This is a genomic window from Fischerella sp. PCC 9605, from assembly GCF_000517105.1.
Lineage (GTDB): Bacteria > Cyanobacteriota > Cyanobacteriia > Cyanobacteriales > Nostocaceae > PCC9605.
Genome location: NZ_KI912152.1, coordinates 398,009 through 420,127 on the forward strand (window position 1 = coordinate 398,009; position 22,119 = coordinate 420,127).

Genomic DNA, 22,119 nt, shown 5'->3' on the forward strand with positions numbered 1-22,119 from the left:
ACTGACAGTTTTCATGACCAAGCCAAGCCCAAAGGGTCTTGGTGTGGGATGTAGAGAGAAAACTTGAGTCGCCAAAAGAAGCCGATTTGGGTCAGCACCAAAATTGACAAACATTCTGCTGAAGAAGCAGACCACTTTTACCAGAAGTCTCATACAATTTTGGTTGTTAGTTCCGCGCTGCTTTAAAGCGCTCGTTGCAACATGGTAAACAACCCCCAGTTTGACAACCTACCTCCTATCAAGCTCATTCCCTTAAATGATGAAGCTGTATCGGTGGTGCAGCAACAAGGGAGGCGTAGCGCGACAAAAACATCTCTACCCACAGATATTCGGTGGGTAAAGGTACTGGAGTTTTTACGCAGCAATAACCTTGCACCTAACAGCCGGAAATTATACGAACGCGAACTCAAGCGATTCTTGGGATGGACACAGCTGCATTATCATGAGCTACGTCCGCGCCACCTTGGGTTATACAAGGAATATCTGCGTGATGAAGTAAAAACTGATTCAGGTAAACCCCTGTCAAAAAGTAGTATCAATGCTGGAGCTGCCGCACTCAAAAGCTTTTTCAAGTGGATGTGTTACACGTATCCAGATATAATTGCTACTAACCCCACACTAGGGATAAAGCTAGAAAAAGTACCACTACCACCTGCTCAAAGCTTAACTGATGAACAGATGGAGCGAGTGTGGTCAGCATTAGAATTGCTAGGAGAAACAAAGCAACGAGATACAGCACTCGTCCACATCCTCATTCACGGACTGCGTGCTGGAGAAATTGTACAGTTAAATGTAGGTTCATTTGATGGCAAGCTGCTGTTTTTACCCAATACCAAAACGAATGAACCACGCTTAGTGCCATTGCGCTCTGAAAGCCGCGACGTGTTAGAGGCGTATTTGCAATCGCGCTCCGAACAGGGAGAAGATTTAACCAGTCTCAGCCCATTAATGATTTCACACCATGCTTCATATAAGGGCGAACGCTTGAGTTACCACGGCATTTATTTTGCTGTGGAAAAAATCGGTGAACTAGCTGGTATTGAAGATTTACATCCCCACCAATTTCGGCATACCTACGCCACTGACTTATTGCTGTTGGGTGTTGACCCCAGCCATGCGCGGAAGCTGACGGGACACCAAAGCGAGAAAGCATTTCGACGGTATACACTACGTAGTGAACAAGAAGCGGCGATCGCTGCTTACTATCGTGCGATAGGGGAAGAAGCAGAGTAGTCTATGCCCAAGCCGTTAGACCCCAAGTGCCAACTATGTGCCAAGCTAACCACAGCTAAGGCTAAAGTGCTGCATGGGACTTCGGGGGATGGATGCTGGAATCCCAAAGTCAGTAGATCACAAAGTTTTCCTAAAAGGGCGCTCGTCTGGAAATTTTGTAATTTGCGATACTTTTTACAAGCCACCGTTAAAGCAAGTATGTTGATTAAATATAATAATTACTTATATTCGGGCAGTGGCTTAGTTTCTGAGAATTAACCTGACGGAAGATAAATACCTTCAACAACTTTATGTATTTTTTCAATTGCTTGCCTTAAAAAGGCTAACATTTGTTTAAGGCTAAATAATTCACGGTAAATTAATCGTCCACCTTTCCTTGGAAGACTAATTTTTAGCCACAGGAGGTTAACCCATATATTTACTAGAATAAAAGAGATACCAACAAACAATAATCTTAAAGCTGGCTTTTTATTAGTTGTTTTGATTCGGCAGAGATTTTTCAGTCGATAACTACTTTCTATTCCAAATCTTTTTCGATAATCTTGATGAATATAATCTAAACTTGTTCTTACCTTATGGACGACATAAGCAAAGTATTCTACTCCCTTTTGACCACGTTTACTTTTTTTATATTTGCAGATAATTCATAAATTAAAAGTTACTGAATTATCTTTACTTCTGGTCATAGTATATGTAGTTTTATAACTTTTTCTCCCTTTCATAAACTGTTTAATACCGACTTTTTTCCCGGTTTTAATTGCTGGCATGATCAAAGGTATATTTAAAGCCTGTAGCCAACGAATTACGGGTACACTAAAAAAGCCTCTATCCAGGTAAAGTTTCTTCACCTTAACATGAAGTGCATCAAGTGATGCTAATAAATAAGTAATAATAGCTACAGTAGTATCAAACGAACGCACACCTCTGATTGCAAGAGTTACACGCTTGTTTTTAGTCATCACATATAAAGTTGCGTAAGCATAAAATGAACAAGTTCCAGATTTAGCTTGACTTCGATATATGTAGGGCAACTCTTCTGGCGTTGGCTTACCATAATAGGGAATTAAATTTAAATCAATTGCTATCTTTAAACAACCTTTTTTTAATCCAATTGGTATCCGACTTTTTAATGCTTGGTTGATTTGCGCTTCTAATTCTTCAAAATTATTAATTTTATCAAGGTGATACCTAATATTATTGCCAGATGGAATATTGTTTAAAGTTTTGCTTGTATTCTCGATACTATCTTCACAGCTTGCTGCTTTTACCAAAATTTCAAATAGAGTTTTTGGCTCAAAAGCTCCTTGGGTTTCAATAGAAATGTTTTCTATCAAACAATCAAGAACTTCTTCTAAAGTTTATGAGTCTGTCAGAACTGGTATCTCTAATGAAAAAGTCAATTTATACTAGTCACTACGCTATGTACAATACTTATGATTTCATCTTTTGTCAGCTAGATAGATACAAATAAGTTTTATTTATGAATTAACGGCTCTTAGTACTTGTGTTCGCCTTCTGAATAGTTGGCGATCACCCTTTTAGGAAAACTTTGTGATCTACTGACGTTTGCCATAAAACAATCTGAAAACGGGTGTGTGATGAAACGTGGACTTATGTGAGATAGAAAAATCTTCTTACACAACAACAACAAGAAAAACTTTTGGTAGGGTTTTTAGAATTGTGGTTGGGAGTTAACTAATACTTTCCACAAAAAACACAAAGTACACGGTTTTTGAGTATTTGGGACTCTTGGATTGTTTTGACCTGGCGCGACGATTTATTTCGTATACGTTGTGTAAAATAAATTCTTCAAAATTGGGTTGCCAAATAAGTATTTTCTGCGTTGTGTATCACATAACATGACAAAGATGGACAACCCTAGCTTGCTCTGAACTGTCCTTATTGCAAAAAACACATAAATTGTTGAGACGTGACGCTTGAGCAAGCCACCAGGCTAAAAATATGGTTGGCAAGGCGACTATATATAAAGGGTTGTCCATCTTTGTCAGGATTAGAGGTAACGGTAACTCCCTGGCTTTAGGCATCACAATTAGGGTGCAGCACCGACTGTAGGGTGCTCAGTAATGCCTGGGTTGTGAAGGGCTTAGGTAAGAATTTTTTGATGCTAAGACTTTTGTTGTGAGCAGTAGTCCAATTGGGCATCAGTCCGCTCATTGCAACGATTTGCACCTGCGGATTAATGCGTTGCAACGTGATAATTGTGGTAGAACCATCCATTAGAGGCATCATCAGGTCTATCAACACTACACTGATATCATCCTTGTACTGAGCGTAGAGTGCAAGTGCCTCAATTCCATCGCTGGCGGTTAAAGTTCTATAGTTATGGCTTTCTAGGGTAGTTTTAGCGATCTCGCAAATTGTGACTTCGTCATCTACCACCAAAATCAATTCGCCATTGCCCTTCGGTAGTTCTGCATCGACTGCTGCTTGGAGTTCAGTGACTTGGCTACTCGGCAGGTACACCCTAAAGGTGCTCCCCTTTCCCACCTCGCTATAAACATTCACAAAACCGCTATGATTTTTAATAATGGCTATTGCAGTGGAAAGTCCTAGACCGGTTCCCTTACCCACCTCTTTAGTTGTAAAAAAGGGGTCAAAAATGCGATCCATAATTTCCGGCGGTATGCCCGTTCCGTTATCAGTAATAGTAATATCACAATGTAGGGGCCTGCCTCAGCATCCATATGCATGCGAGCATAGCTTTCATCAACCCAAAGGTTTTCGGCGCTAATGTCCAGGCTACCGCCATTGGGCATGGCGTCGCGAGCATTGACTGTTAGATTCATCAACTTCAGGGGGCGACAAGCGAGTTAAAGTGCTTGCTGTATAAGCTTCATAGCTCTTAAACCTCGCTGATAATATGCCTGCTTATTGCGAATGAAACCGACCAGTTCCTCGACCCATGCTTGACCAAAATGGCAAGCAACTATCCAATTGAAACCATATAAACCTATCCAAAAATTACTGTGACGCTTCTCATTCCTATTTTTTTCTTGTCGGCGACAAATATATGATTCTTGTTTTTGAAGTTTAGTTCTTTGCCCATGTAACCAAGAACTAGTCATAGCCAAAGCAACGCCAGAAAATCAAACGTACAAGTCTATCATGATTGGCTTGAGAACTTTCCAGATTGTAACCACCTGTTTTACAATCACGGAACATCGCTTCAATCCCAAAACGTTGAGCATATATTTTAAGAGCAGTATTTAAATCAGGCAAATTAGTTAATAAATACCAAGCTTCTTTGTCTTGTTTCCCCCTGTACTTCCTTTTCCAGTAGACTGCTAAGTTAAAGCGACCGAAACCTCGTTTTTGAGTAAACTTAACATTGGGGTAAAACTGACGGACACCAGGATAAATCTCAATGCTACTTAAAGAGTGAAATTTTTGCCCTTTCTCACAAAAAGTCGTGTCCTTTTTTTGACGGAATACAAAACTCTTGTTCTGCTTGTGGAGCCACTGTGCCAGTTCTACGCTGTGAAATTCTCTATCCCCAATAATGACTAATTTGTACTTTTTTAATAAACGAATGACTGGGCGTAATACTTTTTGTTGTTCAGTGAGGTTACTACTACCATCTTTATCTAACAAGCACCAATATATCGGCCAAGCTCTTTTTTGGTAAATCACACTCACCATTAACACATTATTTTCTTTCCACTGTGTTCTATCCATCGCAATGGTTAATTGTGACCCCAGTTTAAAATGTTGGTTAATTATTGCTTCAATGATAGGAAACCACAACAATACTACACTCAAGGCATTCAGTGTTAAAAACCTTTGTATATGCCGTCTACGACTATTTTGTTGTATGGGTAATGGTAGTGTTGCTGCCAGCCTTTCTATCCTCACTTGTTTCTGATTTTGTAGTAACCACACCAACATCTTCAGGGTGATTAACTGTGCTTTATTTAGGTATTTTTCGCTCGAAGTTTTGATAGAATGATGCCAGCATTATGACGACGGTCTTGGTCAAATTACGAGACCGTTCTTTTTTACCACGAAACCGCTCTCCACAGAAGAGTCTACTACCCCTATACAGTTCATTCTCAATAAGCACCCATTTTTTTCAAGGGGTTTGTGCCTCTCAAACCTTTAGCTGGCTTGGTTTAGAGGCGATTGTCGCCCCTTGAAGTAGTTCACTGTGCGATTAATTCCCTCAATCGCTGCCACTCAGGCAGCCAAGTCCACACATCTTCTGCTGATTCTTCTATTCCCTTGAGGATTCGTTCGCGGAACACTACAGGAGACTCAAACCCAAAACCACAGAGTTGCTCCCGCATCCCGTAGAGCAAGTCTTTACCCGCAAAAAAAGTTATATAATTTTGGTTTTGAAATCGACTACCACCAGGACAGCAAGTTGGCAGCAATCTCTCAAATTCGTCAAGGGGATTGCGTTTAGGTAAAGCTAGCCTTTGTTCGTATTGTTTGATGATATTATTTAGTTCGCTTTTGCAGTTAGCTTCTGTCAGTCCCCTATCTTTGGGAAAGCGATAGCCCTGTTTTTTGTCTCTCTCTTCTCCCCAGAAGTTATTAGGAGGTGAGGGACGGTTTTGCAGATAAAGCGACAATGTGATTCTGGCTGCGGTGTAAACAGCAATTTTCTGTGCTGATGCTTTTAGTGCCTGACGGTATTCCTCCAATGGTGGTGCTTCCTCACCCAACGCCCGCCCCACTACTTTGGAGTCTATAAGATAATTTTCAATTTCTTTGCGCTCCCAATACCAACCCAAGGGAACCTGTTTACCACCCTCGGTAATGTGCCAATTACGAGGCGCGGCTTGGGGAGGTGATTGATCATCATCAAAATCACGGTCTCTTAACCCTGCGATTGTTGAACCAGTCCTGACATCTTTTGCGCCTAAAATCCTTTGCGCTAAACCTTGCTTGCTGCCAACAGGCCTAACCACGCAACCAGGGGGAATTATGACTGAAAGAACCCGCACGTCAGGACTTTTAGCAACGCCTTCGCAGTATAAAATATTTACAGGCACAGCGACCCCCCAGGCAAACGATAAGTATCGTCCTCACCGATTACATCACTTACAGCCTCGGAGTGGGTGGTAAAAATAAACTGACAAGTGGAACTGAGTTTAGGAAGTTGGCGCACCAGTAACTGTGCGGCTGGAGGGTGAAGATTGAGGTCTATTTCGTCAATCAGCACCACTGAGTAAGCAATCTGTTGTCGTATAAACTCGTAGAGAATGGGAAATACCGATTGTTCTCCAGCTGACATTTCTACAAGGTCGTAGGTGCGGTGGCCATCGTTAATTAAAAAGTAGTAGTCTTCTGGTGTGGGTGAATCAACTCCGGGCATTGGTTCTACACCAGCAAAGGAGCGTCCGGGAAAAATATTGGTGTAAAGGTTCTCCAGTTGAGTTAAGTAATCAACAGGATAGCTATGGGTAAGCTGGGCAAATTTCCAACCGTTTAAGTACTTACGCAGGCGAGCTACACCTACTTCAAAGGATACTCGACCGCTGTTTGACCCGACTGTACCCACTCGCCCAACAACAGCACCACTTTCTTCAGGAAGTGGGTTGGAACCCAGGTTGCGGAACTGGTCAAACCAGAAAATGCCAGGTAGCTTAGAGAACTCAGAACGAACGGATGGGTCTGTATCTAACAATTTTCTGGCATAGTAGCGCCCAGAAAACTGAAAGTATTCTGCATCACCTCCAGCACGACAGCTTTCACCATCGAGAATTAGTTGGACGCGGTGGCTCGATCCTGGTTCGACAAATGGGCGTTCTGGCTGTGCCTGTGCCCATCTTCTTGCTAGTGTACGGGTAGCTTCAATTTCTTCAGGAGAAAATAATACTTCTAATTCGATGTGCGGTGAACCCCAGCGTTGGTAGCGACCGGGGAGAAACCCCAACCAGTCAAAATCGGTAACTCTTTGAATTTGCCTGGTTGCCAGTGCTAAGGGAAGTGCGATCGCTTGCAGTAAAGTGGTCTTGCCTGTACCATTATCTCCTACTACCAAAAATCTATTGCTGAGTGAGTTTAGGGTTTGGTTTTTGAAGCAGACTTCAAGGTGATCGAACCGCTTGAAGTTTTTTATGACGATAGAGGAGACTTTCATGACAAATCCTTGTCTAAACGGGAGCTTTGACTTGTAACTAACGTTTAAAGTAACCCAAAACCCTTGCATTAACGTGACCAGCCTCAAAGTAGCAACTCCTCTTGTTGCGCTCGAGCCTTTCTTTATCGGGGCATCACAAACCCCCGCATCATCTGTTCAAGTTCCACTACCTCTAGTGAAGGCGTATACACCACTCCCTGTGACCGGAGCGATCGCACGCCTGTTGCGGACTGTGGATTTTTGAGGCAGGACACTCGTAGGGGCATTGCAGGTATGCCGCCGTCATAACAATTTGCTGTATCTGTGCTGCGCCTAAATCACGCCGTCAGGTGCCAGTAAAGCGTTTGAGTCGTGCGGTGCAGTGGCTGAAAACTTACTTACGCCCGGCATGTTTGAGCTAGTCAATAGTTTGGTGCAGCCTGTAGGGTGCATTACTTGCGCCCCCTACTGTTGTCTAATATTGTGTATTGTGAATTCTGTTAAGGGTGCTCCCAATTCCGTAACCTCTATCATAAGAGGAATCAAGGGTTGGCGATCGCGCTCGTTGTTAAGTCAGTTTAATGACGGCTAGTAGTCCACCACACTAATTTTGATAGGTTTGTAGTGAGGGCTTTAGCCCTCATTTAAGCAGCAAGCGTGCTTACTACAAACTCCTTTAGCCCGTCAAAATCTTTGTGGCAGACTACTAGTAGTGAAAGCTTTGGTTGTGTTGCAGGGATCGCCCCAAGGTGTGTGGCTTAACGTGTCCAAACAGGAGTTAAGTCGGCACTCTTGTGAGGAGCGATCGCCCTTCTTACTCCAACAACAGAAACCGCCGCATCACAAGCGTGGACATCCACCACCAAAGAGTGAAGGCGTATACACCACTGCTTGTGAGGAGGGCGATCGCTGCTAGGGTGCTTTCTAGCCCAAGTAAACCACCGACTCACATCCGTTGTCACCACATTCTTGCCCTTCGCCCCACTGCTTTTCTCTGAGGCGTGAACCGGGAGCAGTTGGGTTTTCACACCAGCCAGCAGGAGTGCAAGTGCCTCTTTGACAGGAGCGATCGCAAACAACAAAGGACGATGCTGAATGGCAGGCTCGATAAGCGATCGCTTCTTAAAGATTTGGTAAAAAATTTCACAATTTGATTACTGTAGAAAAAGCCGGATAGTGTCCCATCAAACAATTGTTAGCGAACAATGGGGCAAAGCCTAACCAGATTTATCGGACTTTACTAAAAATTATTGTTCACAAACCTGGAGCGCGATCGCCCGTGTTACGCCTGGAGAGTTGCCATTCAGGCAATCCTCTGAAGCTTCACCAAAAAGAAACTTCTCGCCTTCGCTGGCTCAACCAATTTGAACATTAATTCAATATTTCTATCAATTTAGGTAATTGTAATTAAACTCTCAGCACTTTCTCAGACTTTCATTAGAGTAAATTAAACTTCAAGCTTCATACTAAGAATTAAATCAATCACTGAGTAAGTGAAAGAAAGTATCTTGAGAGTTTTAACTATGATGAAACACTTAATTGCAACTGGTTTATCTGTAATGTTGTTATTTGTTGCTGCTAGCAATCCAGCCAAGGCACAAACACGACATGGAAAAGAAGTATCTGCAAACCAAACTTTATCAACCAAGACTGTGAGCAATATCTCTGATAAGTTAACACCTTTTCATCTTGTTTATCTGGGCTATCAAGGATACTTAAAAAATCAAGGTATCCCTGGCTATGGAAGTTTTATTTCTCAGTACCACGGAATGAGATTTACTGCGAAAGACCTCGTAAAAGCTGCGATTCAAGCTAATCTACTGCCTACTGATACATTCACAAATCAAAAATATATCAATGCAGTGGATAGCCAACTGTTGTATTTTTCTTCTGACGGTTGATTTCATTTTGTGCATCACCGCCACGTTAATATCTGGTGGTGATGCCTGCCATGCTCGTGATACTATTTGAAACATAGCAATAGTGAAAAAACTGAAATACTTAACCAGATAAATTGTCATTAACTTGCGATCGCCAACGTTGCGGAGTGATTTTTAAATTCACTAATGTGTGTGATCGCTTCTCGAAAACCACCAATAACTCTCCTTCTCCTCAATCTGCCGCCGCGCTTTTTGGCGGCTGAGATCACGCCTTTGACGGCGCTTGTAATTATTCAAAATTCCACGCCTGCAAAATTGTTTCTTAAATTTTGCCTGAGTGCCTGACAGAATTTGAGCGAATGCGAGTGGGTTCGGGCGATCGCGCTTCCTTCGGCATCAAGCGCCCGGTGGTATGAAGTCAGCTGAATAGGGCAGTAGGTTATGGATTTGGGATTGTAGTTGGGCGATCGCTTCTGTCAAAGCTTGGGGGATTGTTCTTGAAGAATTCAGCAATGCCCTGCATGTTGCTGGTTTTGTGGATGGTCAAATCCCATTTTTCGGCATCAGCTACGCGATATTTATCTTCATCTCTAAACAATCGGTAGCCGCAGCCATCGCAGAATCCGGTAATGGTCTTCAAAAAAGCGGTTTTCGGTTTTGTGTTGCTCGAAATCAGCACAAGCGAGATCCACAAGCAACCTTATGGCTCTTATGCCCACATCAGAGGCTTGAGGGCTTAGGGTCAGGTTGCCTTTCAACACGTCTGTAACACTACCAGTCATGTTACCGCGTTGTGTCTCTCATCTCCCCCAAAATTTTTCGCTCTCTTCTGCATACACCCAATTCCAATTATCTGGAATTGTCCAACGTCCTTGACTCAACTTTCTTCCTCCCAATCCTCTATCTGCAACCCATTCACTCGGCTAAATTCTTTCGTATTATGCGTGACCAATATCAAATTATTTGCCATTGCAATAGCAGCAATCTGCAAATCATAAGGGCCAATTGGCGTACCACTAGAAGCTAACTCAGCCCGAATTCTCCCTGCTATCCTTGCGGCTTCTGGGTCTAAAGATGTAATAGTAAACTGATTAAAAAAACGTTGCAATATTTCTAAATTTCTCTCCTGTTGAGCGCTACGGTAAGCACCATAGTACAGTTCTAATTGGGTGATCGTAGAATTTAAAATATCTTCTGGTTGTTGGGATGCCAGTCGATTTGTTACCGCAGGACTACTATTATTTATTAAGCGGATACAGACATTTGAATCGAGCAGATAAGTCAAAATAGCTGCTCCCTAGTTTCATATTCTCCCTGTTCTGGTCGTTCTAGCGGTTCTCCTACCCAACCACCAATTACTTCTTCAAAAAACCCAGGCATCCAGCCTCTTTGTTGTGGTGTTTTTGGCTGTGTTTGTGTTTCTAGTGGTTGATAAATCACCATGATTTCTACTTCTTTATCTGTTATTCCCACTGGGATATCTAAATGTAAAATTCCATCTGCACCGATACGTTTTTTTAATTTAATACTCTGCATAGCGGATTATCCTTGGATATTGAATTGAATACTTATTACTCACCGTTCGCGTCATCGAGAATGAATTTGATGAAATAGGGGATGGGTGGCTTGTATTTGGTTATCATACATCATCTCACAAGGCGACCACCGTAAAGTGTATGTTAGGGAATGGGTAGAACAACGAGGATCGCCCTCCTTACTTCTCCATCGCAAACCGCCGCATCACAAGCGTGCACATTCACCGCAAGAGGTGACGGCGTATACACCATGCCTTGTTCGGAGGGCGATCGCTGCTAGGGTGCTTCCTTGCTCACTCAAACCACCGAATTACATCCGTTGTCACCACATTCTTCGCCTTAGCTCGACTGCGGCAGGTGAGGCGTGAACAGCCCAGTTGGGTTTGAGCACCAGCAGGGGTGCAAGTGCCTTCTTCAGTCGGGCGATCGCTCCTAGTACATTCATCCAATATTTCTTGACCACTCCCGCTCCACGACTGTGTAGAGTCATAAAAAAGCATTAACCATCTATTAACCTTTGACTGGATGCAATAGAGTTGGCTTCTATGTCATCCTAAAAATGAGAATTAATTCGGTGACAGTGTTTGTTTTAAGTATTCACAGGCTTTCTCCGAAATTTAAATCTCTACACACTAAATAATTTTGGAGAAATGAAATGTCAATTTATGTAGGTAATCTCTCTTACCAAGTAATAGAAGATGATATTAGAGGTGTTTTTGGCGAATATGGTACTGTCAAGCGGGTTGTGCTACCAAATGACCGTGAAACAGGTCGTCTGCGCGGCTTTGCTTTTGTGGACATGGATTCAGATGCACAAGAAGCAGCTGCCATTGAAGCTCTAGATGGTGCTGAGTGGATGGGTCGTGACCTGAAAGTGAATAAAGCTAAACCCAGAGAAGACAGAGGTTCGTCTGGGAGTGATCGGGGAGGTTACTCAGGCGGTGGACGCGGGCGCTACTAAGCTTTGAAAAAAATTTTACAAGCAAGTTTTTAGGTCAACTCAATTCACGCATTCGCTCATTATTAATTCAAAATTACAATTAGTGGGGGCTTGAACCCACCACTGTCTTGTTGACCACGCTCATAAAATGAGCGTGGGAGCCTGTACTCGGAATTACTTAATTCAAAACAGGTCACAACATATAGGGTAAGGGTATGAATGATTTGGGGTTGTTGCTCTTTAACACAGTGAGGATTTTGAGGAGCGATCGCCTTTCTTACTCCTTCATCAGAAAGCGCCGTATCACAAGCGTGCACATCCTCTGCCTGTGGTGAAGGCTTCTTAACGACCCCGCGCGACATCTGAGTTACGTCTTCGTTTTATGCAAGTGTTGAGTTTTGAGTAAAATTTCTTCACATGAGCGATCGCTCCTGAACATGAAGATTTTTGCGCGAAGCGTTCTTAATCTGTGGAGCAAGAGCATTCAACATGAGGTGCAGCACACAAGCAGAGGAAAATAGAACATCTTTACTATTTTCTTGACTTTTTTGGTCAGAAAAAGCCAATCTAGTATTTAAGCTATCTTGACCAAAAAATATTGTCCAAACAGCCCCATCTGAGCTTGTGTTAGGTGGGGTAGCGTTCCATGCCGTACTACAGGTGCTAATCTACCACGAGGCTTTATGGCTCAATGGCATTTAAGCTGGCAGGCGATGTTTGCTCCAAAGTATCGTGAAGTGGTTATGTGTAATGGTCAACGCAAGCATAGGGCAGATTTGTGCTTACCTCAACCTGATGGCAGCAAGCTAATCGTTGAGTTCTAATACAGTAGTATCAGCACTTTTGACATCCGCAAGCGAGAGCAATTCTATACTCAATTCGGTCATTTGCTTTGGGTGTTTGATGCACGCTCTTTCCACATACGGTTAGAACCATCATCCTCAAACAGTAATATTTGTAAATTCACTTTATCCCCACCACGTAAATCATTATGGGCAATTAACACAGGATTAGCCTTTGATTTTGGTTATGCCGTCTTACTTATTGCCGAAGCGAAGCAACGTAACGGTAAGCGTACGCCGAGTGGAGGTTGGGGTTGGCTTTATCGCAAGCAAGCGTTCGCGACTATGTTACATGAGTTTACAGAACAGTTTACGTTAGACACTAGCAAACCCTTGTGGAAGATAAAAACAAGGCGTGCGACTACACCGCAACTATTGGCAGCAACAAAGCTTGTTGCAGTTGCCGGTTCTATGGTCATAGAATCGTTGGCCCTGCAAGAGTTAAAAAAGCAGTTACCCAATGTTAATCAACTAGCACTACTAGGTGCGCTTGGGGCCGCTTGTTCTGAAGCTGGTTATGTTAAGTCTCGTGTCAATCAACAATATTCAGCCTGGGTTAAGGGTATTTAACGCCGACTGCGTGATACGGACATCCGTCGAACGAAAAGGTAATCAGTAACAAAGCGCGGTCGCCCTTGTTACTCCTTCATCAGAAACCGCCGCATCATCGAGCGCACATCCACCGCCAAAGAGTGAAGGCGTATACACGACTGCTTGTTGGGAGTGCGATCGCAGAAGCCATTTCGTTGCAAGGTATGATCGCGGTCGTTGTTTAAGCCGTGACTGAATATTAACTGTATTTCTTGCTGTGTCAGAACCTTAGCACGTCCGTGCCAATTGATTTTCATCGCTAGACTGTAAACCTTGTGATTTACAGCCTACATCTGATGTGACCCCTGATTCAGTTTCATTATGCTTTTTATTGAATAGCTGCTTAATTTACACAATAAATTTTTCAATTACCCATACTACAATCAAAGCTCCTCCAACGTCAGATATCAATCCCCATATTCCTAATTTTTTACTAACACCTTTCATCCCTGCTAAAAGCCACCCAAAAAATTGAAAAAGTATAAACCAAGCTAGTAATAATTTCCACCAAATTATTGACTTGAATAGCAGCGTACAAAAGTAAATGTGTAATGCAACCATAATTGCACTATTTCGGAGAAAAGACAGTGGACTTATTCTGTTTCTTTTACCTTCAATTTCTTCTATCAGCATTTGTCTACGTTGTTCATTAATAAAGATTATTAACGCCAAAGTTATAAGAATAACTAACAAATATTTAATGATTAACATTTGATACCCTTTAATTATTAAAAATCATTTTGATGATGTCATAGTACATCTACGACGAACTCAGATGCTTGCGAACTAACTTTATGATTGAAGGACGCTTCTGCTCTTGAATACTCATTTCTCTTCTAAACATTTTTCTCGTTTCAGAAACTTGATTTGAAAACCAAGCAAGTAATTCTGACTGTTTGTGTGCAACGCGAGAACGCTCCTCACCAGTTGGTAGACCCGGACTCCCATCAAAGGGATAAAGTTGATTACTCAAATGCCATAATTCAATTCCTTTATTGTATAGATTCTTAGCTTGATTAGTAATTTCTTCATCAAATAAGAACTCTGCTTCACTTGCATCAGCAAGGAACTGTAGACAGCGGTTATAGCTTACCTTACCTTCACGTACTATCTCACTTAAATAAGACATAAACACTTGGAAAACTCTTAACCGCTTTTCATATAGATCTTTTTTCAAAGATAACTGGCTTACTTGATATTGTTGCCAAGCAATGTAAATGGTAGTTACAGCTATGACTGGAGTAAGTAAAGCATTAAAAATATCAACAAGTTCTTTGAATTTCATAAACGGTCAAGGAGGATAGAGCCTGTTCAAAATACCTTTTTTGTAGTGATTCAGCAATACGTTTTTTTGAAGAGCAAATAAATATAGGTATTCTAGGTATTCATTGCGAAATGTAAACTGATGTGCCAGGCGATCGCCACTGCTCCACTGCTGTTAATGGCTGGAGGTGCGATCGCTTTCCTTGCTGCTGTGAACTGCTGCTGACTGTTGCTTTGCTTCAGTTCTGGGGGAAACTAGGGCGATCGCCATTGTTCCTCTAAGTAAGCCGTGGGGAAAATTTATAAGTATGTAACAAACAATTAAGCAGAAGAATTAGAGTTAAATCTTACACGTTGCGTACTGTAGTTTCCCTTTTCTCCTCTTTTTTGAACTCCATTAATCACAGCATAAGCAAGGTCTAACTCGTCCTCAAAGGTTTTAGAGGCTAATTCATCTTTTTTGAGGTGTTGCCACTCCAATTCAATCGGGTTCATCTCAGAACAATATTTAGGTAAAAAGAAGATGTACAAACCCCTGCGCTTCCCACTTTGACCATAATTGCTGAACTTCTTTACATCGATGTATTGGGCCGTTATCCTGTACAATTACTCTGATACGTCCTGTTTTTTGAGCTTCGGCTGCTTCAAGCTCCATCATCTGAATATAAGATTGGCGTGAAACACCACCAATCACCAGACCGTAAACAAAACTCACTAAAGGTTGAAGAAAACCGATGATGCTCAACCTTCGACCTCGACGCTGACGCAAGCTCTAAACGTTTTTGCTCACCTCGGAAGTAATAGCTGTAACTTGGTTCACTCCAAGCACAAAAACCTGATTCATCCACATACTTTAAATCTATTTCGCCGACCGCCGCAGACAATTCCAACATTTCCAAGTCTGCTTGTTTAAGAAGCTGTACTACTGGGTCTTGTTTTCCTTTGTGGCTTTTTCGCGTTCGTTTCCAAATGACCCCCTTTTTTTAAGTACCTGTCTTAACCAGTCAGGACTTAATTTGATTGAGCGTTCTTGTTCTAATTTTTGAGCTAATTGAACGCTGTTGTATGTACGTGGTTCTTTCGCTAAACAATATAGCTAAAAAAACCATGTCTGCTTCTGCCCACTTTGGTTTTCCTCCGCGCCCTGGTTTTTCCCAAAGTCCCTCCATTCCTAGCTTTTGCCACTTATGCAATACTTCTCGCACCGTTTGTGCCGTCCAATTAAAGTGAGCCGCTATTTTCTCTACGTACCAACCATGTGCGCTTAATCTAATGACTTCTGCTCGGTCTAGAACTTTCTGTAGTACATCTGCCGTTCTCAGGTCGAAAAGAGTTTTATTTTGTTTTGGAGTCAGAAATACCCTTAAACGGCTGCCCATACATCTGTCACCTTGGTAAATACATTATCCGTATTTACTTATCTTTACATAGTTTGGTTTTTTCACCTTGTTCTACTTAGTTTTCGTAGGAGATGAAGAAGTCTGCGATTCGTAGCGCCACAGATCCGACCTAGATAAATTCCAAAGTGATAAACAACCCTACTGCGTTCTATCTGTAAGAGATGACGGCAGTATAGAGGTGCAAACAGGAGAACTCAAACCCCAAATCTGGACAACACAAGACGTAGAAAATAACAATGATGTTTGGTTAGTATCTGCCGAGATTATGGTATTAATTAATATAAATATCCAGTCCAGTTCAAAATAGTATTGACTCAGTGTACTAATAATTGCGACCGCAGTTGTGTCAAGCTCGCCTAACACTGATTTTTGAAGGCGATCGCTCCACCCAGCAAGGCGAAAGGAAATTTAACTGTCACAGAACCTGACAGCGAAAGCTAATGAGGAAGATAAACGAATAGAATATTTGAACGAACATTTCCCCATTATTTTTGAAACTGAAGAAGAATCCTAGTAACTTGGGGGAAGGATAGTATCAAGCGCGCTCGCTCACCTTTGGATAAATGGACAACCACCTTGAACAAGCATCAGCCTATCCACTGAAATGGCCTGTATCAACACCTCACACTCCAGAAAGTAGGCGCTCAGAAGCCCGATTTGAGGTGAATTTTACAGTGGCTCGCGATCAGCTTCTCAATGAATTGCGGCTGTTGGGAGCTAAGAATGCGATAATTTCTAGCAACGTTCAATTGCGCCAAGACGGCTTACCCTATGCCAATTTTCGAGAACCGAAAGACCCAGGCGTCGCTGTTTATTTTTCTTTGAACACCTCGCGACAATCCCCTGGTTCATATGATTGAACCGACGGCAAACAATCATCAGCTATTGAGTCGCAATTCCCCCTTCAGGATCATCGGTCTGATCGTCTGGATGGTCTCGTACAACATTGGGGTGCTGCCCGCGATCATGCCTGCGATCGTGCGCGATTTTGACTCAAGCATTGGCTCGATTCAGACTGTTCTAGTGCTGTTTTCGCTCACGACTGCCGCCTTTGCACCCACGACAGAAAATCTCTGCCGCTATTTTGGTCGCACACCAGTCTTCCTGGCTGGACTGGTACTCTATGGAATTGGCATCGGCTTAACGGCTCTGAGTCCTTCGATCGCAATCCTGGCGATCAGTTTTGCTGTACTAACAGGTCTAGCGGCAACGCCCCTCGTCAGCACTCCCTGGACATTCGTAGATCTCATTTACAGAGGCAAATCTGAAGAGCAGGCAACGGTTGGTTTAATTGTGGTGTCTACCCTAGGTAGCTTGATGGGATCGCTGCTCGGAGGTTTCCTCGCATCCAGAATTGGTTGGCGCTGGGCGTTTGTGCCATCGCTGATCGCCTTGATTGGGATCTGGTTTCGGCGGCGATCGCTCCCCAACCTCAGCCTTTACTGTGAGCAGCCGATCGATTGGGTCGGTGGGCTACTGTCGTTCCTGGGACTGGGGATGATTTTGAGCGGTGTGAGTCTGGCAATGGAGTTTGGTTGGTGGGAGCCGAAGCGCGTTTTTTCGATTGGCGGAGTCGTGCTGCCGCCGTTTCCCCTGTCGATCGTGCCGCCTCTGATTGCGGCGGGCTTGATTCTGCTTGGATTTTTTGGCTTTTGGCAGCGGCGGCAAGCAAGAAAAGGCGAAGCTTCGATTTTAAGGGCAGGACTGCTGCGGAAGCCAGGATTTGTACTGGGAATGCTGGCGGCGATGCTGCATACGCTGATCATTGCTGGGGTACAGTTTAATCTATTTCAGTATGTCCCACTAGCGCTGGCACTCGACCCTTACCGGACAGCGCTGACCATTATGCCCTTGAACATCACGAAAATTCTAGTGGTGATAGGGTCACTCAAACTGCTCAAGTTAGGGAGCGATCGCAATGGAGACACAGTATTTCAGCGGTTATCACCGAAATTGATCGTGTTTATCGGACTAGCGCTTCTAGCTATTGGAATCTTGATGTTCTATCGCAGTCTCACGCTTCAAGTGTCCTCGATCGATTTACTACCAGGGCTGTTGGTCATGGGCATTGGCTCAGGTTTATTTTCCCCTTATGTCAGTCGATTAACTTACTCAGCAGCAGAAAATGGCAGAGTCGAAGGAACAGGAATCTACAACCCAGTGCAGAATTTAGGCAGTTCGTTGGGTAAAGCCATTCTAGGGACAGCGTTGATCTTTTATACTTCACGGGATATTGTGGACGGTGTTTTACAGCAGATAGGGCAGACTGTCACTCCCACGAATCGCATCCGATTGATTGCCACGCTGCAAGAAATGATTCAAACGATGTCTCGGCGAGAAGTAAGTGCAGAGGTAGTCAACCAGGTGCCACCATCGGTCGTGCCTTTTCTGCGCCAGATTAGTCAGGAAGCTACGACTTCAGGACTGCGAACTTCTCTGCTGCTGGCGCTGCTGCTCACCGGACTTTGTTTTCTACTTGCAACCACCCTCCCCAAATATCCATCACGCCCCGTCGAGGAGAATTTCTAAGCCTATCTGTACATTTCCCACGAGATGTGCAACGCCGTAAGTAAATAAAGGTAAAGAGAGTAAAAAAAGGGACTATCCGACCGAGAGAATACGGAGGATTAGCCCAAGGCGAGTCAGAAGCGTTGTCAGTAGAGATAATGAACTCAGATTGGTTCAAACTCTCTGCCGCACAGAGAAGAGGCATGGGGGCAGGGTGCAGGGGGCAGGGAGCTCTTAGCAGGGGGAAGCGTTAGAGTAGTGTGACGCCCCGCTTGAAGTCTGTTGTCCAAAACAGGGAACTCTTAACAGGGAACACCGAAGCGCCTGTTGCCAGCAGTAGCGTTAACATATGCGTCAAAACAATTCAAAATTCAAAATTAAAAATGCAAAATGGTAAAAGATTACGCATGACACTCGTAGGGGCATTGCAGGTATGCCGCCGTCACAACAATTTGCTGTATCTGTGCTGCGCCTAAATCACGCCGTCAGGCGCTAGCGATGGGTTTGAGTCGTGTGGTGCAGTTATGAAATATTCAAGACGCCCGGCATGTTTGAGCTAGTCAATAGCTTGGCGCAGCCCTATATGTGCATTACTTGCGCCCTCGACTGTTGTCTGTAAAACTTGTGGGTCTAATATCGTGAATCCTGTTAAGGATGCTCCCAATTCCGTAGCCTCTATCAAAGCAAGGAATCAAGCGTTGGCGATCGCTCGACTCAGTAGTGGCGATCGCGCTCGTTGTTAAGCCGCTTTAATGACGGGCTTGTGTGAAAGTTTTGGTTGTGTTGCAGCGCGAAGCGACAATCATATGTTTAATTTACACGGGGTCATGTATTTAATTAAGATTGAAAAAACTGCTGGATAAAGTTGAGATATGCTTGTTGCCCGCCTCTTGTCGTCCACAGTTTAATTGACGATTGAATTCGTTTGAGGCAGTCTTGATTTGCTGTTAAAGTTTTGGGTGTCATCTTTTCGTCAAGCGGTTGGTCAGTTTCATCTAAAATGGATGTTCGACCTAACCGAAAGAACGCAAATCGCTTTCACTTGTTCGGCTACTTGGGCTGATATTCCTCGCGCGTGGACGCGCTGTGCCTGACCGACCTTGAGCTTCGGCACTATAAAGGCAGGTTAATGATTCAATTCTGTCATAACTTCGGCATCAATCAAATCAGGTCTTTCTTGATAGACTTGCACGATGGCAAACTCTATATTCTGTAGAACGTCTAAATGTTTGTCCTCAACGCAATGTGTTTCTTGAGAGTCTATGTGTGCCACTTACTTTAAGACTTTATTCTAAATTTAAATACTTTATTTTAAATTTAACGACTTTATTTTAAATGTACAGTATTGGGCGAATTCACCTTAGAGTTACAACGTACACCCAGGCGTAATGCCCGTAGTGCAACAAGAGAGCGTGCGTGTGAAGAAATTATATTAGGGAGATAATAGTTCGATAAATAATTTGTGATTTCCAATATTCTTGCATCATTTGATTTTATTTTGGATTTTATTCTGTGCTATGTATAACCAATTCTCCTCATCATAATTGAAGTTTGAAGCAAGTTGATTGCATTTCTGCCACTGCTCAATTGCTGTTGATTTTTTTTGTTTTTCTAAAACTTGTGCCAACAAACAATGTGCAGCACCAGTATTTTGAATATACTTTACTGCTTCTGTGTTGTTAGTAATACTTATTGCCGCTTGCAGAATTTGTTGCGCTTCTTCATACCTGCGTTGCTCTAAGCGTACCCATCCCAAATTTTTAAACAAACTATATTTAATTTCTGGGTTGCTATTGTTCTTCTGAGCTAACACTAAACCTCTTTTTAAGAGTAAAGATGCTTGAGAATATTTTTTCTCTAGGATATACAAACGAGCTAGGTTGTTATAAGCTTCTGGTAAATTTCCAGAAAGAGCAAGTTGATATTCCTTTTTAGCTTTCTCTACATCCTGCCATTCTTCATATAGATTAGCTAAATTATAATGAGCCTCAAAATTATCTATATTCAAAGAAATAGCTTTGAGGAAATCCCGTTCTGCACTACCTAAATATCGTTCAACATAGTTTTTTAATCCATTGCCGTTATACATATTAGAAACCTTAGATGGCAATACTAACCAAAAAACAGCCAATGCTCCTGTCATCATCAGATTTAAAGCGAACTTAACCTCCTGGTGATATTGCTTAGGAATCTTCTTATCCAGTAATTTATGAAATCCTTTTTTACCAGTGTTAGTAAATTGGCTTCCTGCTTGTAGCAATGTCAGAATACTTGGTACAGTTACTGCTGCTACTCCTAATAAACCAACTCCAGCATCTAAAAAGCGAGTAAAAATATTTACCAACAAACTGATATTAGCAGTCGAACAAACAATACTCAAACTGACCCATAACCAATCCCAACTATCCCAAGGGTGAGGTGCGATATCATCCAATTTCCACCACCACGCCTCTGCACTAGGTTGGACACTCTCACGCCAAGATTGCAGTTTGTCTAATGTTTTGCTGTTAATGGCTCTAGTAATTCGTTCAGCATTATTCCTAAGATGCTCATCTAATTCGATAAGTTTGTGCAGCCTGCTATTAGGGATGCTCTTTTCCTCCTTCAAAGCTTTCTGCACTGTATCCCGTGCATTTAAAATTGCCAAAGCTTGTTCAATATCAATAGCAGAACCAGCTTTATCTAAAACTTTAAGTGATGCTTCATAATGCTCAAGAGTTATGTCTAGTTGACTATTCATTTTTCTATAAGGCAGTGAAAATAATAAAGTCGTAAACTGTCACATGAGTATGATTTCTCATTGACAAAAACTATTAAGTATGAGTTGTGGTTTGACAGGGATTGAAAGTTTGATTGTTCGACGAGACAGAGCGATCGCACTGTAGGGGTACAAAAAATCTGGGTAAAATTGGGCAGCCGTCCCAGGAGGAGCGGGTTATTGATAATAATCGCAGTAAGCCTGATGCTAAAACCCGCTCCTCCTGGGTCAGAGTTTACTGGTCTGACGAGTAGATTTTTCATACGGCTGCCCAATTTTACCTAATTTCAGCGTAGGGGCTACCTTGCGTGGTAATCGCTTCGCGCAGCGGCAAAGTGCTGACGATAATCTTAATATGTGCCAGTTACTTTAAGAGTTTATTTTAAACTTTAAGAGTTTATTTTAAATGTACACATAGGCTGCCTCTTCCTCCCCACAGTCTCTGATCGCTCAACAACATTGTTGGACCGTAATTTCCAGGAGGCTTTATGACAACTGTTGACTACCTACTTTTCGCATTGAAGCTTTTCGCAGCACTGGGCTGTGGACTGATAGCTGGGGTCTTTTTCGCTTTCTCAACCTTCGTGATGAGCGCCCTTGCCCGACTTCAGCCAGCACAGGGCATTGCCGCCTTCCAGTCCATCAATATCACGGTTTACAATCCATGGTTTATGGGGGCTTTCCTGGGAACAGCCGCAGCTTGCATCTTTCTGGCTGTCTCCTCGCTGTTAAAGTGGCAGCAACCCGGTGCCATTTACTTGCTTATCGGCAGCCTGCTCTATCTTATCGGCACCGTTCTGGTGACAATTGTGTTCAATGTGCCGCTGAATGACGCGCTGGCGGTCGTCAAGCCGGACAGCACTGACGGCGCGAGCCTGTGGAGTAGCTTCCTTACCAACTGGACGGTCTGGAATCATGTTCGGACAGTAGCAGCGCTGGCGGCAGCGGCATTGCTCACCATCGCGCTCTGTTATCGAGCGGCACAATCGTAGAATTCGTGAAGAATATGCCAAGTCGTTCAATTATGACTTGAACGCAATCTTTATAGATTTGCAGAAACAGCAAGATGAAAGCAGAAGAGAAA

26 protein-coding genes and 3 pseudogenes are annotated in these 22,119 nt (G+C 43.0%); 9 read left to right on the forward strand and 20 right to left on the reverse strand.

From position 1 onward, the window contains the following. Positions 1-201: 201 nt before the first annotated feature. Positions 202-1,233, forward strand: coding sequence for a tyrosine-type recombinase/integrase (locus FIS9605_RS0132115; protein WP_026736181.1), 1,032 nt, complete (start codon positions 202-204; stop codon positions 1,231-1,233). Positions 1,234-1,487: 254 nt separating this feature from the next. Here the strand turns inward: FIS9605_RS0132115 and FIS9605_RS46835 are convergent. The 8 genes and pseudogenes from FIS9605_RS46835 to FIS9605_RS0132150 form a co-directional block, all read right to left on the reverse strand. After that, positions 1,488-2,567 (reverse strand): annotated as a pseudogene (locus FIS9605_RS46835) (ISH3 family transposase). A 703-nt stretch (positions 2,568-3,270) separates the two neighbouring features. Beyond that, positions 3,271-4,043: pseudogene (locus tag FIS9605_RS39085) on the reverse strand (ATP-binding protein); the annotation flags it as partial. A gap of 21 nt (positions 4,044-4,064) precedes the next feature. Further along, on the reverse strand, positions 4,065-4,319 hold the full coding sequence (locus FIS9605_RS44625) for a transposase (RefSeq protein ID WP_082209921.1): 255 nt from the start codon (positions 4,317-4,319) through the stop codon (positions 4,065-4,067). Further along, complete coding sequence (locus FIS9605_RS42035) at positions 4,312-5,139, reverse strand: IS4 family transposase (protein ID WP_231510541.1); 828 nt, start codon at positions 5,137-5,139, stop codon at positions 4,312-4,314. Before FIS9605_RS42035 ends, FIS9605_RS44625 begins: the two co-directional genes overlap by 8 nt. 254 nt (positions 5,140-5,393) lie before the next feature. Continuing rightward, complete coding sequence (locus FIS9605_RS0132140) at positions 5,394-6,248, reverse strand: hypothetical protein (RefSeq protein ID WP_026736184.1); 855 nt, start codon at positions 6,246-6,248, stop codon at positions 5,394-5,396. After that, positions 6,239-7,339, reverse strand: coding sequence for an AAA family ATPase (locus FIS9605_RS0132145; protein ID WP_026736185.1), 1,101 nt, complete (start codon positions 7,337-7,339; stop codon positions 6,239-6,241). Before FIS9605_RS0132145 ends, FIS9605_RS0132140 begins: the two co-directional genes overlap by 10 nt. A 122-nt stretch (positions 7,340-7,461) precedes the next feature. Next, entirely contained in the window at positions 7,462-7,605 is a 144-nt protein-coding gene (locus tag FIS9605_RS44630) for a hypothetical protein (protein ID WP_197036212.1), read from the reverse strand. 471 nt (positions 7,606-8,076) lie between these two features. Beyond that, on the reverse strand, positions 8,077-8,400 hold the full coding sequence (locus tag FIS9605_RS0132150; RefSeq protein ID WP_026736186.1) for a hypothetical protein: 324 nt from the start codon (positions 8,398-8,400) through the stop codon (positions 8,077-8,079). A 110-nt stretch (positions 8,401-8,510) separates the two neighbouring features. Here FIS9605_RS0132150 and FIS9605_RS43485 point away from each other — a divergent pair, with 110 nt between their 5' ends. Both FIS9605_RS43485 and FIS9605_RS39095 read left to right on the forward strand, forming a co-directional pair. Next, positions 8,511-8,693 carry a hypothetical protein gene (locus FIS9605_RS43485; RefSeq protein WP_155960632.1) on the forward strand — a complete coding sequence of 61 codons (183 nt, stop codon included), beginning with the start codon at positions 8,511-8,513 and terminating at the stop codon, positions 8,691-8,693. Between the two features lie 148 nt (positions 8,694-8,841). Beyond that, positions 8,842-9,219: a hypothetical protein gene (locus FIS9605_RS39095; RefSeq protein ID WP_051470224.1), complete on the forward strand. Its 378-nt coding sequence runs from the start codon at positions 8,842-8,844 to the stop codon at positions 9,217-9,219. 418 nt (positions 9,220-9,637) lie between these two features. Here FIS9605_RS39095 and FIS9605_RS43490 read toward each other — a convergent pair whose 3' ends face one another. From FIS9605_RS43490 to FIS9605_RS44635, 4 genes are all read right to left on the reverse strand, one after another. After that, positions 9,638-9,877 (reverse strand): hypothetical protein, encoded by a 240-nt coding sequence (locus FIS9605_RS43490; protein ID WP_155960633.1) that lies wholly within the window; start codon positions 9,875-9,877, stop codon positions 9,638-9,640. Positions 9,878-10,075: 198 nt separating this feature from the next. Continuing rightward, positions 10,076-10,483: a type II toxin-antitoxin system tRNA(fMet)-specific endonuclease VapC gene (gene vapC / locus FIS9605_RS0132170; protein WP_026736188.1), complete on the reverse strand. Its 408-nt coding sequence runs from the start codon at positions 10,481-10,483 to the stop codon at positions 10,076-10,078. Continuing rightward, complete coding sequence (locus tag FIS9605_RS0132175) at positions 10,480-10,734, reverse strand: hypothetical protein (protein ID WP_026734996.1); 255 nt, start codon at positions 10,732-10,734, stop codon at positions 10,480-10,482. Before FIS9605_RS0132175 ends, vapC begins: the two co-directional genes overlap by 4 nt. A gap of 321 nt (positions 10,735-11,055) precedes the next feature. Continuing rightward, positions 11,056-11,223, reverse strand: a complete 168-nt coding sequence (locus tag FIS9605_RS44635) for a hypothetical protein (RefSeq protein WP_197036213.1) — start codon at positions 11,221-11,223, stop codon at positions 11,056-11,058. 165 nt (positions 11,224-11,388) lie between these two features. Between FIS9605_RS44635 and FIS9605_RS0132185 the strand changes: the two genes are divergently transcribed. Then, positions 11,389-11,694, forward strand: coding sequence for an RNA recognition motif domain-containing protein (locus FIS9605_RS0132185; protein ID WP_026736189.1), 306 nt, complete (start codon positions 11,389-11,391; stop codon positions 11,692-11,694). A gap of 62 nt (positions 11,695-11,756) precedes the next feature. On the opposite strand, the gene FIS9605_RS0132190 is transcribed toward FIS9605_RS0132185, so the two are convergent. Then, complete coding sequence (locus FIS9605_RS0132190; protein ID WP_026736190.1) at positions 11,757-12,035, reverse strand: hypothetical protein; 279 nt, start codon at positions 12,033-12,035, stop codon at positions 11,757-11,759. Between the two features lie 321 nt (positions 12,036-12,356). On the opposite strand from FIS9605_RS0132190, the gene FIS9605_RS43495 reads away from it, so the two are divergent. Both FIS9605_RS43495 and FIS9605_RS0132195 read left to right on the forward strand, forming a co-directional pair. Then, positions 12,357-12,497 (forward strand): hypothetical protein, encoded by a 141-nt coding sequence (locus FIS9605_RS43495; RefSeq protein ID WP_155960634.1) that lies wholly within the window; start codon positions 12,357-12,359, stop codon positions 12,495-12,497. A gap of 72 nt (positions 12,498-12,569) precedes the next feature. Then, complete coding sequence (locus FIS9605_RS0132195; RefSeq protein WP_026736191.1) at positions 12,570-13,085, forward strand: hypothetical protein; 516 nt, start codon at positions 12,570-12,572, stop codon at positions 13,083-13,085. Positions 13,086-13,153: 68 nt separating this feature from the next. Here FIS9605_RS0132195 and FIS9605_RS45745 read toward each other — a convergent pair whose 3' ends face one another. From FIS9605_RS45745 to FIS9605_RS42040, 5 genes and pseudogenes are all read right to left on the reverse strand, one after another. Continuing rightward, positions 13,154-13,363 (reverse strand): hypothetical protein, encoded by a 210-nt coding sequence (locus FIS9605_RS45745; protein WP_231510542.1) that lies wholly within the window; start codon positions 13,361-13,363, stop codon positions 13,154-13,156. Positions 13,364-13,454: 91 nt separating this feature from the next. Beyond that, positions 13,455-13,739, reverse strand: coding sequence for a hypothetical protein (locus tag FIS9605_RS0132200; protein WP_442854746.1), 285 nt, complete (start codon positions 13,737-13,739; stop codon positions 13,455-13,457). 127 nt (positions 13,740-13,866) lie between these two features. Next, on the reverse strand, positions 13,867-14,391 hold the full coding sequence (locus tag FIS9605_RS39100) for a hypothetical protein (protein WP_051470225.1): 525 nt from the start codon (positions 14,389-14,391) through the stop codon (positions 13,867-13,869). 299 nt (positions 14,392-14,690) lie between these two features. Beyond that, entirely contained in the window at positions 14,691-14,855 is a 165-nt protein-coding gene (locus FIS9605_RS44640; RefSeq protein ID WP_442854750.1) for a hypothetical protein, read from the reverse strand. After that, positions 14,856-15,748 (reverse strand): annotated as a pseudogene (locus FIS9605_RS42040) (IS630 family transposase); the annotation flags it as partial. It abuts the gene before it with no gap. 584 nt (positions 15,749-16,332) lie between these two features. Between FIS9605_RS42040 and FIS9605_RS0132235 the strand changes: the two are divergent. Next, on the forward strand, positions 16,333-16,629 hold the full coding sequence (locus FIS9605_RS0132235; RefSeq protein WP_026736194.1) for a hypothetical protein: 297 nt from the start codon (positions 16,333-16,335) through the stop codon (positions 16,627-16,629). After that, complete coding sequence (locus tag FIS9605_RS0132240) at positions 16,622-18,298, forward strand: MFS transporter (RefSeq protein WP_051470226.1); 1,677 nt, start codon at positions 16,622-16,624, stop codon at positions 18,296-18,298. The genes FIS9605_RS0132235 and FIS9605_RS0132240 overlap by 8 nt, the downstream gene beginning before the upstream one ends. A 1,105-nt stretch (positions 18,299-19,403) precedes the next feature. Here FIS9605_RS0132240 and FIS9605_RS43505 read toward each other — a convergent pair. Both FIS9605_RS43505 and FIS9605_RS0132245 read right to left on the reverse strand, forming a co-directional pair. Continuing rightward, complete coding sequence (locus FIS9605_RS43505; protein WP_155960635.1) at positions 19,404-19,550, reverse strand: hypothetical protein; 147 nt, start codon at positions 19,548-19,550, stop codon at positions 19,404-19,406. 210 nt (positions 19,551-19,760) lie between these two features. Beyond that, positions 19,761-21,017: a tetratricopeptide repeat protein gene (locus FIS9605_RS0132245; protein WP_035140503.1), complete on the reverse strand. Its 1,257-nt coding sequence runs from the start codon at positions 21,015-21,017 to the stop codon at positions 19,761-19,763. Positions 21,018-21,523: 506 nt separating this feature from the next. On the opposite strand from FIS9605_RS0132245, the gene FIS9605_RS0132250 reads away from it, so the two are divergent. After that, on the forward strand, positions 21,524-22,027 hold the full coding sequence (locus tag FIS9605_RS0132250; protein ID WP_026736197.1) for an anthrone oxygenase family protein: 504 nt from the start codon (positions 21,524-21,526) through the stop codon (positions 22,025-22,027). Positions 22,028-22,119 lie beyond the last annotated feature (92 nt).